The organism is Ruegeria sp. CF1, assembly GCF_056537445.1.
In genome coordinates, this window is record NZ_JBQFRN010000001.1 from 633,266 (window position 1) to 648,501 (window position 15,236).

A 15,236-nucleotide genomic window follows, 5' to 3' on the forward strand; every position below is an offset into this window, starting at 1 on the left:
TCAGGCGCGATGCCGTTCCTCGAATTCATAGCCATAGTCATAAGACTCCAATGGCTCTGGAGACAGCTCATACGTGGCTTTGCGCAGGAAATCCATCATCTTGCGCGTATCCTTGCCCAGCGGGTCCAGAATGTCGCGCCCAATGGGGTCTCCTACAACCACGCGGACGGGGGTATCGACACGTTTCTTGAACTCTTTGATCAGCAACCCCATCCGCAGAGTGTTGTGCAGATGGCTGGCAATCTGGAACAAACGCGAGGTGTGACCATCGAAGAAAACCGGCACAACGGTCGCATTGGATTTGGCAACCATCCGCGCTGTAAATCCGCGCCACCCTGGATCCATCGGATGAGAAAATGGCTTGGCCGCAGTGCTGACGGTGCCACCCGGGAAGATCCCGATTGCATCACCATCGCTTAGGTAGTTCAGAGCGGTTTTGCGGGTCGCAAGATTCAGCTTCATCGCATCTTTTGTGGCATCAAACGAAATTGGCAGCACGATGCTGTTCAGGTCTTCAGCTTTGCGAAAAACATGATTGGCGAGAATGCGAAAGTCTGTCCGAGTCTGAGACAGGATGTGTCCCATCATTAGCCCGTCTAGAATGCCATAAGGATGGTTCGCAATCAGGATCAATGGCCCATCTTTTGGGATGTTCGACAACGCACCGCCAACCACGTCTAATGTCAGCCCATATCGATCCACCATTACGGACCAAAAATCACGCCCCTGTGCGACCTCCTGCTCATACCCGTCAGCGCGGCGGATAAGACGCAGACGACCGGTGGTGTTTTCCATCAACTTGATCACCATCCGCCCGCTCCGCGTTTCTGCGGAATGGGCGTAAGAGATGTCACGAGCGACGTGATGGCGCGAGGGCATTGGCTACTCCGGTTTGCTGCCGCTTAGATAAGGCCGGGTAGCCATTTTGCATAGGTTTGATGACAAGCTTGTAAAGCCTCACTCTGCCGCAGCTTTCATCTGAGGCCCGCCATCGCGAATAACAGCCAACAATTCCTCGCGACGTTTCGCAGCCTTGGCTTCATTCGCGACCAAAACCGGACCGAAACCGCGAATGTCCAATGGCAGAGCCGCAAGGGCCGCGATCGCATCACTGGTTTCGGGTGTCAGGCTGGGCAAAACCTCTTTCATATCCTTTTCATACTGGCGGATCAGAGCACGCTCCATTTTGCGCTCTGTCGTGTAGCCAAAGATATCCAGCGGAGTGCCGCGCAAACCTTTCAGCTTGGCTAGAACCTTCAACGGACCAAGAAACCACTCTCCGAACGCTTTCTTGGCCGGGCGTCCATTGTCGCCCTTCGTCCCCAGGGTTGGCGGCGCAAGATGGAAGGTCATCTTAAAGTCACCATCAAACTCGGCCTCCGCCTTCTGGCGACTGTCGAGCAGCAATCGGGCGACTTCATATTCATCCTTATATGACAAAAGCTTATGGTAGCCTTTGGCAATAGCCTCACGAACGTGTTGATCTTCAACGCTGTCGACCAGCTTGCGATAACGTTTCGCCAACCGCTTGTTCTGATAGTCGATCAGGTGCGCAGCGCGGAAATCGATCACTTGATCGAGGGTCTTTGGTAACTCTGCTACGTTGGGGCGCAAAATATTGGCCACGTCGTCGGGGTGGGTCACCGCCCAGCGACCAACTTCAAAGGCGCGTTTGTTGCGCTCGACCGCCGCACCATTCAACTCAATAGCACCCATTATCGCTTGGTGACTGATCGGTAGCAGACCACGCTGCCAGGCTGCGCCAAAGACCATCATATTGGAATAGATCGAGTCGCCCATCACGGCTCGCGCCAGATCGGTGGCATCGAAAAGGGCCACCCCATCTTTCAACCGCGCCTGCAGCGCAAGCTGCAATTGATCGCTGGGGATTGTGAATTCTGTATCGCGCGTGAAGTCACCGGTGATAATCTCATGACTGTTCACAACGGCGCCGGTCTGGCCGGTTTGCGTGAGGCCAAGCGTCTTGGCTCCTGCCGATACCACCAGATCACCGCCAATCAGCGCATGCGCCTCGCCAGTGGCAACACGAATCGCGCTGATATCATCGGGCCGGTTGGCCAGACGGCAATGGATATGTACGGCGCCGCCCTTCTGTGCGAGGCCGGCCATTTCCATCATACCGGCACCCTTGCCGTCGATTTGTGCGGCTTGCGCCAGAACCGCCCCGATGGTGACAACGCCTGTGCCACCAACGCCGGTGATCACGACATTATGGGTGCCGTTAATCTGTGGCAAAACGGGGTCCGGTAGGTCGGGCAAGTCGAGGTCGGTCGTCGCCTCTTTGCGGATTTTCGCCCCTTCAACGGTTACAAAAGACGGGCAGAACCCGTTCAAGCAGGAAAAATCCTTGTTGCAGCTTGACTGATCAATCGCACGCTTGCGGCCAAGTTCGGTCTCTTTCGGTACGATGGAAACACAGTTCGACTGAACGCCGCAATCTCCGCAACCCTCACAGATATCAGTATTTATGAACACTCGCTTATCGGGGTCGGGGAACGTGCCGCGCTTGCGTCTCCTGCGCTTTTCAGCTGCGCAGGTCTGGACATAAACAATGACCGATACACCCTCGATTTCGCGGAATTTTTCCTGAACCTGCATCAGTTTTGAACGCTCGAACGTCTCAACGCCCGAAGGCAACGCACCAAAATTCACATCTTCTTTTTCGTCGTAAACGACAGCGACGTTGCTGACACCCATCGCGCGGACCTCGGCGACGATGCGTTCGGCACTTAGCCCACCTTCGTTCTCCTGACCTCCGGTCATCGCAACGGCGTCGTTATAGAGGATCTTAAAGGTGATATTTGTGCCCGCGGCCAGTGCCGCCCGGATCGCCTGCACGCCGGAATGGTTATAGGTGCCATCGCCGAGGTTTTGGAAAACATGTTGTGTGGTCGAAAACGGAGCCTCGCCGATCCAGTTTGCCCCTTCGCCGCCCATCTGTGTGAAACCGGTGGTTTCGCGATCCATCCACTGCACCATGTAGTGACAGCCAATCCCGGCATAGGCTCGGCTGCCATCAGGCAGCTTGGTTGAACTGTTATGCGGACATCCTGAACAGAAGTATGGTAAACGCGCCGCGATTTCCTGCGCATTGTCGGCCCGGCGCGCTTCGGACAGCGCCTCCAGTCCGGCACGAACGCCATCTGTATCGCGCCCCTCTTCGATTAGGATCTCACCCAGCTTCTCGGCAATCATGATCGGGTCAAGCGCCCCTCGGGTCGGGAACAGTTCTTCGCGGTGCAGCGTCCCCGCGCCGCCTTTGTACCAGCCATAAACGCGACGCCCACGACGGTCGTCAAAGATAGCCTCTTTGACCTGAACTTCGATCAGCTTGCGCTTTTCCTCGACGATCACGATCAGGTCCAGCCCCTCAGCCCAATCGTGGAAGCCCTTCATATCCAAGGGGAAAGTCTGCCCGATCTTATAGGTGGTAATGCCTAGCCGTTCGGCCTCATCCGCGTTGATGTTCAGCAGCGACATGGCATGAGTCAGATCAAGCCAGTTCTTACCCGCCGCCACAAACCCAATCTTGGCACCCGGTTTTCCCCAGACCCTCTTGTCTAACTTGTTGGCGTGCGAAAAGACCTCTGCCGCAAAGCGCTTGTGGTCGATTACGCGCGCTTCCTGCAGATGCGGTGTATCACCTAGCCGAATATTCAGCCCACCCTCTGGCATATCGAACTGAGGGGCGACCAGCTGCATCCGGTCAGGGCGGCCATCTACGACGGAAGTCACTTCGATCGTGTCTTTCATCGTTTTCAACCCGACCCAGACCCCGGCGAAGCGGCTGAGCGCAAATCCATAGATGCCATAGTCCAGAATTTCTTGCACACCTGCCGGGCTGACCACGGGCATGTACATGTCCACCAGTGACCATTCCGACTGATGTAAAACGGTCGAGCTTTCACCCGTGTGATCATCGCCCATGGCCATCAATACACCGCCATGTTGCGCCGTGCCCGCCATATTGGCATGGCGCATCACATCACCGGATCGATCTACGCCCGGCCCCTTGCCATACCAGAGCCCAAAAACACCATCGAATTTTCCGTCGCCACGCAGCCCCGCCTGTTGGCTGCCCCACAATGCGGTTGCAGCCAGATCTTCGTTCAATCCGAATTGAAAGGTGACATCCTTTTCGGCAAGTTGCTTTTCTGCACGAGACATCTGAAGGTCTACAGCCCCAAGCGGAGACCCCCGATAGCCTGTGACCAGACCCGCTGTGTTCAATCCCGCCGCAGTGTCTCGTACTTTTTGCATCAGCATCAAACGCACCAGTGCCTGCGTGCCGTTCAGAAGAACCGGGCTTTTGGACAGGTCGAACCGGTCGTTGAGTGAAATTTTCGGCTGACTCATCTGACGTCTCCCCTCGTCGGATTAGTGTGCTTTATTCTCGTGCATATTAGGTCATAAATACTGACCTGTATAGTGATTTTACTCTATTCCGTAACGATTTCCGGGTTTCATTGTGGAATTTGTTACCTGTTTCATATAGGGCTGCGCGAGGATAACGAAAGTTGCGGCGATGGATTGGGACAAGCTCAGAATATTTCACGCGGTTGCAGACGCTGGCAGCCTCACACACGCGGGAGACAAGCTCAATTTATCTCAATCCGCGGTGAGCCGTCAGATCCGCGCGCTTGAAGAATCACTCGATGCAACCTTGTTCCACCGTCATGCACGCGGCCTGATTCTGACAGAACAAGGCGAATTGCTGTTCGATGCCACGACGGCCATGCTGAAACGTCTGGATGCCGCTGCGGCGCGTATCCGGGATAGTGAAGATGAGGTCTTTGGCGTACTGAGGGTGACCACAACCTTCGGGTTCGGCACGCTGTGGCTCGCCCCGCGCCTACCGAAGCTCTATGAACAGTATCCCGACCTCAATATCGACCTCATGCTTGAAGAACGGGTATTGGATCTGCCAATGCGTGAAGCCGATGTGGCCATCCGCATGAAAGAGCCCAGCCAGGCCGATCTCGTGCGCAAACGTCTGATGACTGTGCAGATGCTGCTCTATGCAACGCGCAGCTATTTGGATGCTCATGGTGGGGCGCCTGAAACGCTGGAAGATATTTCCAAGCACCGATTGATCTGCCAAACGCCCGCAGCCCCTCAGGTTGGGGCAAGCGCGTCGATGGTGCGTCACCTTATGACATACAATCCCGGCTCATTGCTGACCGTGAACAACTATTTCGGCGTTCTTCAGGGCGTGCTGCATGATCTGGGTATCGGAGTACTTCCTGATTATGTGACCGAGGACTTCCCGGATCTGGTCCCCGTCATGTCAGACATCGAAAGTGCTGATGTACCGGTTTACCTCGCCTACCCCGAAGAATTGCGTCATTCCAAACGGATAGCGGCATTTCGGGATTTTGTGCAGGATGAGATAATCGCCCATCGCAAACAGCTGAGGCAATTGGGCAAGCTATAGCCATGCACTCAGAGCATAGCGGGCATGACGCCGGGGTCTGCTAATAGACCTTGATCGTTAATAAACTGATCCCTAAATGAGCACATGAAGGCGGTGATGCTGAAACGCTCATCATCTTCATACCTCCCTGTTGGACTACGGCCGAGCTTAGTGCTCGGCCTTTTTTTTCGCCAGACTGATGCAATTCAGTGGAAAGCACTGGGAAAATCCAACGCGTAGGCCTATGATCCCGAAAAAACACCTAAATTTCGTGTTCGAGGGCTAATTCATGTTCCACTCATTCCGCCTATTGTTGGCGATGATTTCAGTCTTGTTCCTGGCCGTGCCACTTCATGCACAAGACACAAGCACAACCGCTACAGTTGAAATTCCCGAAGATCTGACGCCAGAACAGGTTGATGATCTGGTTGCGCGCATGTCTGACGACCAGGTACGGGCAATCCTTCTGGAACGCCTTGACGCTGTTGCCGAAAAGCAAGCGGCGGAAAAGGAAGGTCAGGAAGACCCGCTGACCGAGCTCAATGAGATCTGGGCAGAAATGGTCGCATCCTGGACACATGTTCTGACCACAGTTCCCAATATCATCAGTGCGCAAATCACTGCATTTAGCAATTTCTCTGACAAATTGGGGGGCGCTGGTGTTCTGACGCTAATGGGGCTGGTGCTCTCGGTCCTGATAGTCGGCTTCATTGCTGAGAAGCTATTCATTTTCCTGACCCGCCGCTGGCATGAGGCAACCGAGCCCTCGGGTGACGCTGATCTCAGAGGCGCTGTGAACTACCTGTTCCGCCGATTTTGCCGCGAAATTGCAGGGCTTATCGTATTCTACGTCGTCATTCGGGCGATTGGCCGAGGTTTGCTGAGCCCCGAGCAGATCATCTATGCAGCCCCATTTGTATTCTACCTAATCTGGGTGCCGCGTCTGGGGGCAGCAGTCTCGCGCTTTGTTCTTGCGCCGCAAAAGCCACAATTCCGATTGGTAAACATTGACGACCACTGGGCAAAATACCTGCATCGCAACCTGATCGGTCTGCTGATCCTTATCGGCTTTACCTTGTTCGTACTAAGGTTCAACGCGCTCAACGGGGTAACCGGCGATCAGACGCGCATCGGTTTCTGGCTGAACGCAGCAATCCACGTCTATATTGGCATAATCGCCTGGACAGCGCGCGAAGGTTTGTCACAGATGATGCTGGGTACCGACCCGGACCACACCAAGTTCGACGAAGAAGTCGCGCGGTATTACCCGTATTTTGCAATCGGCGTTTCTGTCGTGATTTGGCTGCTGGTCGAATTCCTGGTGGCACAACGCAACCCGGCGCTTATCCGCGTGTTGTCCGGTGGAGCGCATTTCACAACCATGTTCTGGCTGTTGATTGCACCTGCACTTGATACATTGATACGTGGTTTGGTGCGTCACCTGCAGCCGCCAATGTCGGGCGAAGGGCCATTAGCAGAACGCGCCTATCGATCGGCCAAGCGCAGCTATATTCGCATCGGTCGGGTGATTGCTGGCCTCTTCGTCGTCTTCATGATTTCCCGTGTTTGGCAGCTTGATCTGCGCCATGTTGCGTCCGCAGGTATCGGTGCCGAAGTTGGCGGCGCAATCATCGAGTTCCTGCTGATCATCGCTGTCGGCTACATCCTGAACGAGATCGTCTCGCTATGGATTAACCGTCGTCTGGCCAAGGAACAGACAGCGGCCGAGGAGCTGGATGAAGAAGCCGGCGGAGAAGGTGGCGGCGCAGGTGGTTCGCGTCTGGCGACCGTCCTGCCCTTGTTGCGGATTACCGCACAAGTCACCATCTCGGTGATCTTCGGCCTACTAGCCCTGAGCGCCTTGGGCATCAACATCACGCCGCTGCTGGCTGGTGCTGGTGTTTTGGGTCTGGCCATCGGCTTTGGTGCGCAGAAACTGGTGGCCGATATCGTAGGCGGCATCTTCTTCCTGATCGATGACGCATTCCGCGTCGGCGAATATGTCGATGTCGGCGGGACCATGGGAACGGTCGAGAAAATTTCGATCCGCTCAATGCAGCTTCGCCACCATCGTGGTCCGGTGCACACTATACCTTATGGCGAGATTCAAAAGCTCACCAACTTCAGCCGTGACTGGGTGATCATGAAGTTGAAATTTACTGTGCCGTTCGACACCGACCCCAACAAGGTCAAGAAGATCTTCAAGAAGATCGGTGCCGAGATGATGCAGGACGAGGTTCACAAAGATGGCTTCCTGCAGCCCTTCAAATCTCAGGGTGTGTTCGACTTCGACGATGTCGGTATGATCATCCGAGGCAAGTTCATGGCCAAGCCCGGCAAGCAATTCACACTGCGTAAGGAAATCTTTAACCGTGTGAAGGCCGAATTCAACGCAAATGGTATCGACTTCGCCCGCCGCGAGGTGCGCGTCGCCATCCCGGGGTTGGATGAGGCTGAGAACATAACTGAAGAACAAAAAGCTGCCGCCGGCGCAGCCGCCGCAGATGCGGTCAACAAAGGGCAAAATCCCGCCTGACACTTAGGCTTCGACACGTTTCAGCCGCTGGCTGAACCAAATCAGCACGCCTCTGAAATCGGAACCGGTCTTATGGCCGGTTCCGTTTTTTATTGCCCGATGACCCCTGTGCGGGTTTGGCTCTTTCCTCAAGCGGCCCATTGCCCTAAAAGGCCCGCAATCTCGGCCCACTTGGACACAGGACAGAAGATGCAAGAGCCCGCCATCACACCCGATCTGATTGCCGCACATGGGCTCAAGCCCGAGGAATACGACATGATCCTTGAGATTATCGGGCGTGAGCCGACCTTTACCGAGCTTGGCATCTTTTCAGCGATGTGGAACGAGCATTGTTCTTATAAGTCATCCAAGAAATGGTTGCGCACCCTTCCGACATCTGGCCCTCAGGTTATCTGCGGCCCAGGCGAGAACGCGGGTGTCGTCGATATCGGCGACGGTCAGGCCGTGGTGTTCAAGATGGAAAGCCACAACCACCCTTCGTATATCGAACCTTATCAGGGCGCGGCGACCGGCGTGGGCGGCATCCTGCGGGATGTTTTCACCATGGGCGCACGGCCCATCGCCTCGATGAACGCACTGTCCTTTGGCGAGCCGGGCCACCATAAGACGCGCCAATTGGTGAACGGAGTGGTCGAGGGGATTGGCGGCTACGGCAACTGCTTCGGTGTGCCTTGCGTGGGTGGCGAAGTTCGGTTCCACCCGGCCTATAACGGCAACTGCCTTGTGAACGCGTTTGCCGCTGGTTTGGCTGACAGTGACAAGATTTTCTACTCGGCCGCTTCGGGCGTTGGGATGCCCGTCGTCTATCTGGGCGCAAAAACCGGTCGTGACGGTGTGGGCGGAGCAACCATGGCATCGGCCGAATTCGATGACACCATCGAAGAAAAGCGCCCCACCGTTCAGGTCGGCGACCCCTTCACCGAAAAGCGCCTGATGGAAGCAACGCTGGAACTGATGCAGACCGGTGCCGTGATCTCGATCCAGGACATGGGCGCAGCGGGCTTGACCTGCTCGGCTGTAGAGATGGGCGACAAAGGTGGTCTGGGCGTGCGTTTGGACCTCGAGAATGTCCCGCAGCGCGAAGAGAACATGACAGCCTATGAAATGATGCTGTCGGAATCTCAGGAACGGATGCTGATGGTCCTCAAACCTGAGCTTGAGGCCGAGGCCCGCGCCGTGTTCGAAAAATGGGACCTCGATTTTGCCATCGTAGGCGAAACCATTGCCGAAGACCGTTTCCTGATCATGCACAATGGTGAGATCAAAGCCGATCTGGTCCTGTCTAAACTGTCCTCGACCGCGCCTGAATACGACCGCCCGTGGGAACCGACCCCTGAGTCCGCGCCACTGGAAGACGTACCACAGATCGATCCGATCGACGGTCTGCGCGCCCTGCTCTCTTCACCCAATTACGCAGGCAAACAATGGGTCTATGAGCAATACGACACCATGGTCATGGCGGATTCAACTCGCACGCCGGGTCTGGGCGCTGGCATGGTCCGCGTACATGGCACCGACAAGGTGCTAGCTTTTACCAGCGACGTAACCCCACGCTATGTCCGTGCAAACCCGGTGGAAGGCGGCAAACAAGCGGTGGCGGAGGCCTATCGCAACCTGACCGCCGTGGGGGCCAAACCACTTGCCACCACAGACAACCTGAACTTCGGGAACCCCGAAAAGCCCGAGATCATGGGTCAGTTCGTCGGCGCGATCCAAGGTATCGGTGCCGCCGTTGGTGCGCTGGATATGCCCATCGTGTCGGGCAACGTCTCGCTTTATAACGAGACTGACGGCCAGGCGATCCTGCCAACCCCCACCATCGGCGCGGTTGGTCTTCTTGCTCATAGCGACGAGATAATCGGAAACGAAGTTCGGGATGGCCATGTTGCGCTGGTCATCGGCGAAACCAACGGCCATATGGGTCAGTCCGCCCTGCTGGCCGAGGTATTCAACCGCGAGGACGGAGACGCGCCGCATGTTGATCTGGCTGCAGAGGCGCGCAACGGGGAATTCATCCGTGCCAATCGCGAGATGATCAAAGCATGTACTGATCTTAGCGATGGCGGCCTTGCACTGGCTGCGTTTGAACTTGCTGAAGCTGCAGGCGTCGGCGTTTGCCTGGATGATGCATCATCCGAGTTCCTATTCGGCGAAGACCAGGCCCGTTATCTTGTGGCGTGCAACTTCGATCAAGCCGAGGCGCTGATGATCGCTGCCGGTCAGGCCGGTGTCCCGCTGGTCTCGGTTGGTCGATTTACCGGTGACAGCGTGAAGATCGGCAATTCCGAAGCTCCTTTGGCAGAACTGACCGAGACCTTCCGTCAGAGCTTTGCCGCCGCGGTCGCCTGATAAATCGTCTCTTCCGAATTCCAGAATTCTCGCGTCTTCCATAGGCGCGGGATTCGCGTATCTGAAAAATGCTCGACATCTTGCACGCCCGCTCCCATCACTCTACATCTTGGGAAAGACCTACAGGAGTGAACCTACATGCCGATGAGCGCCCACGAGATTGAAACCCTGCTGCGCGAAAGCTTTCCCAATGCGGAAATTCAGGTTGGTGGCAGCGATGGCGTGCACATGTCCGCCATGGTCGTGGACGAAAGCTTTCGCGGCAAAAACCGCGTTCAGCAACAGCGTGCGGTTTACGCTGCGCTGAAAGGCAAGATGGATGGATCTGATGGGGAATTGCACGCGCTGGCGTTGACGACGAAGGTACCTGAATGACACAGAACTACTTTCAAAAAAGCGCCTAAGTGGCTTTGAAAAGATGAGTGGCTGGCCCTTCTGGATATCTCTTCTTGGTGCATTGATAGTTGTCGCCGCCCTCATCGAAGCCTATGTCAAACGCAACAGAAAACGAAAACTGTCGGATATGCGCCCTGACCCCGATACGCTTAGCAAGGTTGGGGGAATTGAACGATACGGGCTTGATCCGGTGACGCTTGCACAAGCAGAACACCGGCGGCTTGAAGAAGAAGGATGGGCACCTGAACTGCCCGATAACCGAACGACCGCCGCGCAAGCGGATGAAAAGGAAAAGCAAGATGAGCGACGTTAAGACCCAGATCGACGAAACCGTCAAAGCCAACGATGTGGTGCTTTACATGAAAGGCACCAAAGAGATGCCGCAGTGCGGGTTCTCATCCCGGGTGGCCGGTGTTCTGAATTACATGGGCGTCGAATACACCGACGTAAACGTTCTGGCTGACGAAGCTGTGCGCCAGGGCATCAAGGACTACTCCGACTGGCCAACCGTGCCTCAGCTTTATGTCAAAGGCGAGTTTGTCGGCGGTTGCGACATTATCACTGAAATGACGCTGTCGGGCGAGCTAGACACACTGTTCGATGAAAACAGTGTGGGCTACAACAAAGACGCTGCGGACAAAATCCGCGAAGCAAACGCGTAAGCTATCGGCTGCTACAGTCCTTGAACAATACGAGTTCCGGGGCTGTGTCGCCTTCGGCCTGATGGCTGATCGTGGCATCCCACCCCTTGGAGCGCAGGGTGTATGTCCCTGCCCCTCCGACGGATTCATACCGGATGCCCGAACCGCTTGGAACCTGTTTCATGGGGATCAACTGATCATCGATCATCATCGCAGCCGCCCCATCGCCATTTGAGGCGTTAAAGTAGGACACCGGCACTTGCGTGTTGTTTTCACAGGTAAACGTCACGGACAGAATGTCGATATCGGCCTTTGCCATCGTGCCAGTCAGCGAGACGACGGCCGCGCAAAAGGCCATTCGGGCGATCGGCATTAGGCCGTCCTTTCTTCAATGACTGCCGCCAGGGCTTCGGCGCGCGCCGCCATTTCAGCCAGCGTATCCGTGACAGATGGCGGCACTACCGCGACCTCGATCCGTTCAGGTTCCGGCTGCGGTTGGCTGCGGAGCCGCTTCAATTCGGTCTCCAATTCAACCAGCTTGGCCTCGGCCAGTTTCATGCGATCTTCATGCGCGGCTGCCTTGTCTGCCAACATGAGTCCCGCCATCAGCAGCATCCGCGATTCCGGCATACGTCCGATCTGGTCCGACAAAACCTGAGCCTCATCATCCAGCAGTCTGGCTGCCGCTTGCAGAAACGGTTCTTCTCCGTCCTGGCACGAGACATCAAAGCCGCGGCCACCGATATGAATGGTTACTTCGGGCATTATTCCACCTCTCCCTCGGCCAGATTGGCATGACTTAGCAATGGCTCAAGTCGAGCCAGGACCGCATGCGCTTCGGCTGCGTCCGACGCGCGCGCGGCACGTATGGCTTCTAATTCGGCTGTCGTGGCCCGGTTCAGCATGTCAGCATCCGTGACACCGTCCTCTGCGGCGGCGCGTAATTCATCGACAGCGCTCCGGAGCTGATCGTTTGCATTGCGAAGCCGTTGCAAATCATCATCCAACCGGGACATCGCGGCCCCATGGCTAGCCCGTTCCGCGCGCAGCATCTCAAGCTCGGCATTGAGTTCGGTTAACCGCTCGCTATCGACCAGTTCAGCCCGCAGACGCGCCAATTCGGCCTCCATCTCTTCCGCGCGATCCGCGATTGGGGTCAGTTTCTCGACCTGCGCGCGCAACGTATTGGCCTCTTCTGCGGCGCCCTGATGTGATCGCAGAGTCTCAATCTCAGCCTTCAAGCCCTCGACTTCGTCCGTGTTTTCAAGCGCAGCCTTGGCATCCGCCAACTCGGCCCGCGCAGCCTCAACCGTGGCGAGCTGAGAGGTCGCCTCGGCCAATTGCGCACGCAGCGCATCCACTTCCGAACTCGGTGCCGGTTGCGCACGTAGCGCGTCAATCTCTTGCGCGTGTCTCTCTTTGATCGTTTTCAGCCGTTCCTCAAGCTGGGCATTGGCCACCCGCTCTTCTTCAAGCGCCGTTCGCAGCGACGTGTCATCACCGGCTGCGGATCCAGCATCGTGCAAGGCCTCGACACCATTACCGATCCGCTCCATCGCGGTGATAATGCGGCGTTGTAGTTCTTCGATCTGACTCATGCCTGTGTCACCTCTTTATCAAGGTTCGTTCTGATATTCGCCTACCCGAATCAAAAGCGGCGGCGCTCAGCCCTAGTCTAACGGAATGCGACAGAAAATACCCACTGTTTGGTTTCAACCACTTGCACACCGCTCTTGAAGCGCCAATTCGGTGTGCCACGCGGTTCTGCTTGCACTTTGACAATCGGATGGTATTCAGCGCCCATCTGCCCGTAAACCAAAGGAACTACGCCCGTGGACCTGACTGCGCTGCGCAATGCCAACCCCGAACACTGGGACAAGGCTGCGGCCATCCGCACCCTGACCCTCGACGCTGTCGCCGCCGCCAATTCCGGCCATTCCGGTATGCCGATGGGCATGGCCGATGTTGCGACCGTATTGTTCGGAAAGCACCTCAAATTCGACGCCACTGCCCCGAACTGGCCGGACCGCGATCGGTTCATCCTATCGGCGGGTCACGGTTCGATGCTGGTCTATTCGCTGCTGTATCTCACCGGTCATGGCGATGTTACGCTGGAAGAGATCAAGAACTTCCGTCAATTGGGCGCCAAAACTGCCGGGCACCCTGAAAACTTCCTGATCGATGGTGTCGAAACCACTACCGGACCTTTGGGTCAGGGCATTTCGAATGCCGTTGGCTTTGCGATGGCCGAAGAAATTCAGCGTGCGCATTATGGCAAGAAGATCGTTGATCACTATACCTACGTGATTGCGGGCGACGGCTGCCTGATGGAAGGCGTCAGCCAAGAGGCGATCACTTTGGCCGGTCGCCACGAGCTGAGCAAGCTGATCGTCTTCTGGGATAACAACAACATCACCATCGACGGCACAGTCGACATCGCCGACCGCACCGATCAGGTGCGCCGTTTTGCGGCCTCGGGCTGGCATGTGCTTGAGATTGACGGCCACGACCCCAAGGCCATCGATGCGGCCATCGTGCAGGCGAAGAAGTCGAACAAACCGACGATGATTGCTTGTGAAAGCCACATTGCACTGGGGCACGCGGCGCAGGACACTTCAAAAGGCCATGGCGCTCTGACCGATCAGGTTCAGTTGAACGCCGCCAAAGAAGCATATGACTGGCCGCATGATGCGTTCGTCATCCCTGCTGAGGTCAAAGCCGCTTGGGAGGCCATTGGTGCACGTGGCAAAGCCGAGCGCGCAGCGTGGGAGGAGCGTTTTGCGCAAGTCTCCGAACGTAAACAAGCCGAATTCAACCGCGCCTATGCGTTTGAGGCACCAAAGAAGCTGGCCGGCGCCATCCGGTCGTTCAAGAAACAGATGTCGGAAGACCAGCCAAAGCTGGCCACACGCGCCTCTTCAGAGAAGGTGTTGAATGTCGTTAACCCGATCATGCCCGAAACCATTGGCGGCTCGGCTGACCTGACTGGATCGAACAACACCAAATCGGCTGATATGGGCGTGTTCCTTCCGGAAAACCGCAAGGGTCGGTATATCCATTACGGCATTCGTGAACACGGTATGGCCGCTGCTATGAACGGTATGGCGCTGCATGGTGGCATTCGCCCATATGGCGGTACGTTCATGGCCTTCACCGACTATGCGCGGCCCTCGATGCGTTTGGCTGCACTTATGAAGATCCCGACGGTGTTCGTGATGACCCACGACTCGATTGGTCTGGGCGAAGACGGTCCGACGCACCAACCGGTGGAACATCTGGCGATCTCGCGCGCGACGCCGAACACTTATGTGTTCCGCCCCGCGGATACGATTGAGACCGCCGAAGCCTGGGAATTGGCGCTGACCTTCAAGGACAGCCCCTCGGTTTTGTCGCTGACCCGTCAAGGCGTGCCAACTGTTCGGACCCAGCACAAAGCCAAAAACCTGACCGCGCAAGGCGCTTATGTATTGGCTGACGCAGAAAACAAGCGTCAGGCGATTCTGATTGCCACAGGTTCCGAGGTTTCGCTGGCGATGGAAGCTAAAGCAATACTTGAGGCCGAAGGCATCGGCACTCGGGTCGTTTCCATGCCCTGTATGGAGCTGTTTGCCGAACAAGACGAAGCCTACCGCAAGCGCGTATTGCCTGCGGGAGCCGTCCGCGTCGGTATCGAGGCTGCGGTTCGCGCCGGAGGCTGGGACCGTTGGCTTCTGGGCGAGCGTGGTCGCGAGGCCAAGGCTGGGTTCATCGGCATGTCCAGCTTTGGTGCGTCGGCACCCGCCGGAGAGCTCTACAAGCATTTTGGCATCACGACCGAGGCAACAATCGCCAAGGTCAAAGAACTGCTGGGTTGAACCTACCCAAATAAGTCAGAAGGCCT

The 15,236-nt window shown here is 56.4% G+C and carries 12 protein-coding genes; 7 read left to right on the forward strand and 5 right to left on the reverse strand.

Annotation, left to right across the window (positions count from 1 at the left end; all coding sequences use genetic code 11):
- Positions 1–879, reverse strand: coding sequence for a lysophospholipid acyltransferase family protein (locus ACRZ96_RS03230; protein ID WP_480771414.1), 879 nt, complete (start codon positions 877–879; stop codon positions 1–3).
- A 78-nt stretch (positions 880–957) separates the two neighbouring features.
- The gene (locus tag ACRZ96_RS03235) at positions 958–4,377 is read right to left on the reverse strand and encodes an indolepyruvate ferredoxin oxidoreductase family protein (RefSeq protein WP_480814228.1); all 3,420 of its coding nucleotides are present in this window, start codon (positions 4,375–4,377) and stop codon (positions 958–960) included.
- Positions 4,378–4,546: 169 nt separating this feature from the next.
- Between ACRZ96_RS03235 and ACRZ96_RS03240 the strand changes: the two genes are divergently transcribed.
- The 6 genes from ACRZ96_RS03240 to grxD all read left to right on the forward strand — a co-directional run bounded on the left by ACRZ96_RS03240 (position 4,547) and on the right by grxD (position 11,377).
- A complete protein-coding gene (locus tag ACRZ96_RS03240; protein ID WP_170393176.1) occupies positions 4,547–5,455 on the forward strand; it encodes a LysR family transcriptional regulator in 909 nt (302 codons plus the stop codon).
- 268 nt (positions 5,456–5,723) lie between these two features.
- Positions 5,724–7,970: a mechanosensitive ion channel family protein gene (locus ACRZ96_RS03245; protein WP_170393177.1), complete on the forward strand. Its 2,247-nt coding sequence runs from the start codon at positions 5,724–5,726 to the stop codon at positions 7,968–7,970.
- A gap of 189 nt (positions 7,971–8,159) precedes the next feature.
- On the forward strand, positions 8,160–10,319 hold the full coding sequence (gene purL, locus ACRZ96_RS03250; RefSeq protein WP_170393178.1) for a phosphoribosylformylglycinamidine synthase subunit PurL: 2,160 nt from the start codon (positions 8,160–8,162) through the stop codon (positions 10,317–10,319).
- A 138-nt stretch (positions 10,320–10,457) separates the two neighbouring features.
- Positions 10,458–10,694, forward strand: coding sequence for a BolA/IbaG family iron-sulfur metabolism protein (locus ACRZ96_RS03255; protein WP_170393179.1), 237 nt, complete (start codon positions 10,458–10,460; stop codon positions 10,692–10,694).
- A 43-nt stretch (positions 10,695–10,737) separates the two neighbouring features.
- Positions 10,738–11,028 (forward strand): hypothetical protein, encoded by a 291-nt coding sequence (locus tag ACRZ96_RS03260; RefSeq protein WP_170393180.1) that lies wholly within the window; start codon positions 10,738–10,740, stop codon positions 11,026–11,028.
- Complete coding sequence (grxD, locus tag ACRZ96_RS03265; RefSeq protein WP_170393181.1) at positions 11,015–11,377, forward strand: Grx4 family monothiol glutaredoxin; 363 nt, start codon at positions 11,015–11,017, stop codon at positions 11,375–11,377. Before ACRZ96_RS03260 ends, grxD begins: the two co-directional genes overlap by 14 nt.
- Position 11,378: 1 nt before the next feature.
- On the opposite strand, the gene ACRZ96_RS03270 is transcribed toward grxD, so the two are convergent.
- The 3 genes from ACRZ96_RS03270 to ACRZ96_RS03280 are packed head-to-tail and all read right to left on the reverse strand — an operon-like array spanning position 11,379 to position 12,954.
- Entirely contained in the window at positions 11,379–11,729 is a 351-nt protein-coding gene (locus ACRZ96_RS03270) for an MliC family protein (protein ID WP_170405544.1), read from the reverse strand.
- Positions 11,729–12,121 carry a cell division protein ZapA gene (locus ACRZ96_RS03275; protein WP_170393183.1) on the reverse strand — a complete coding sequence of 131 codons (393 nt, stop codon included), beginning with the start codon at positions 12,119–12,121 and terminating at the stop codon, positions 11,729–11,731. Before ACRZ96_RS03275 ends, ACRZ96_RS03270 begins: the two co-directional genes overlap by 1 nt.
- The gene (locus ACRZ96_RS03280) at positions 12,121–12,954 is read right to left on the reverse strand and encodes a coiled-coil domain-containing protein (RefSeq protein WP_170393184.1); all 834 of its coding nucleotides are present in this window, start codon (positions 12,952–12,954) and stop codon (positions 12,121–12,123) included. The genes ACRZ96_RS03275 and ACRZ96_RS03280 overlap by 1 nt, the downstream gene beginning before the upstream one ends.
- A gap of 234 nt (positions 12,955–13,188) precedes the next feature.
- Between ACRZ96_RS03280 and tkt the strand changes: the two genes are divergently transcribed.
- Positions 13,189–15,210 carry a transketolase gene (tkt, locus tag ACRZ96_RS03285; protein WP_480814229.1) on the forward strand — a complete coding sequence of 674 codons (2,022 nt, stop codon included), beginning with the start codon at positions 13,189–13,191 and terminating at the stop codon, positions 15,208–15,210.
- Positions 15,211–15,236: the final 26 nt, after the last annotated feature.

Excerpts from the sequence above, each read along its gene's own strand:
- ACRZ96_RS03245 (WP_170393177.1), top strand. The coding sequence starts at position 5,724 with ATGTTCCACTCATTCCGCCTATTGTTGGCGATGATTTCAGTCTTGTTC.
- ACRZ96_RS03235 (WP_480814228.1), bottom strand. The coding sequence starts at position 4,377 with ATGAGTCAGCCGAAAATTTCACTCAACGACCGGTTCGACCTGTCCAAA.
- ACRZ96_RS03275 (WP_170393183.1), bottom strand. The coding sequence starts at position 12,121 with ATGCCCGAAGTAACCATTCATATCGGTGGCCGCGGCTTTGATGTCTCG.
- purL (WP_170393178.1), top strand. The coding sequence starts at position 8,160 with ATGCAAGAGCCCGCCATCACACCCGATCTGATTGCCGCACATGGGCTC.
- ACRZ96_RS03260 (WP_170393180.1), top strand. The coding sequence starts at position 10,738 with ATGAGTGGCTGGCCCTTCTGGATATCTCTTCTTGGTGCATTGATAGTT.
- ACRZ96_RS03255 (WP_170393179.1), top strand. The coding sequence starts at position 10,458 with ATGCCGATGAGCGCCCACGAGATTGAAACCCTGCTGCGCGAAAGCTTT.
- ACRZ96_RS03240 (WP_170393176.1), top strand. The coding sequence starts at position 4,547 with ATGGATTGGGACAAGCTCAGAATATTTCACGCGGTTGCAGACGCTGGC.
- ACRZ96_RS03270 (WP_170405544.1), bottom strand. The coding sequence starts at position 11,729 with ATGCCGATCGCCCGAATGGCCTTTTGCGCGGCCGTCGTCTCGCTGACT.
- grxD (WP_170393181.1), top strand. The coding sequence starts at position 11,015 with ATGAGCGACGTTAAGACCCAGATCGACGAAACCGTCAAAGCCAACGAT.
- ACRZ96_RS03230 (WP_480771414.1), bottom strand. The coding sequence starts at position 879 with ATGCCCTCGCGCCATCACGTCGCTCGTGACATCTCTTACGCCCATTCC.
- ACRZ96_RS03280 (WP_170393184.1), bottom strand. The coding sequence starts at position 12,954 with ATGAGTCAGATCGAAGAACTACAACGCCGCATTATCACCGCGATGGAG.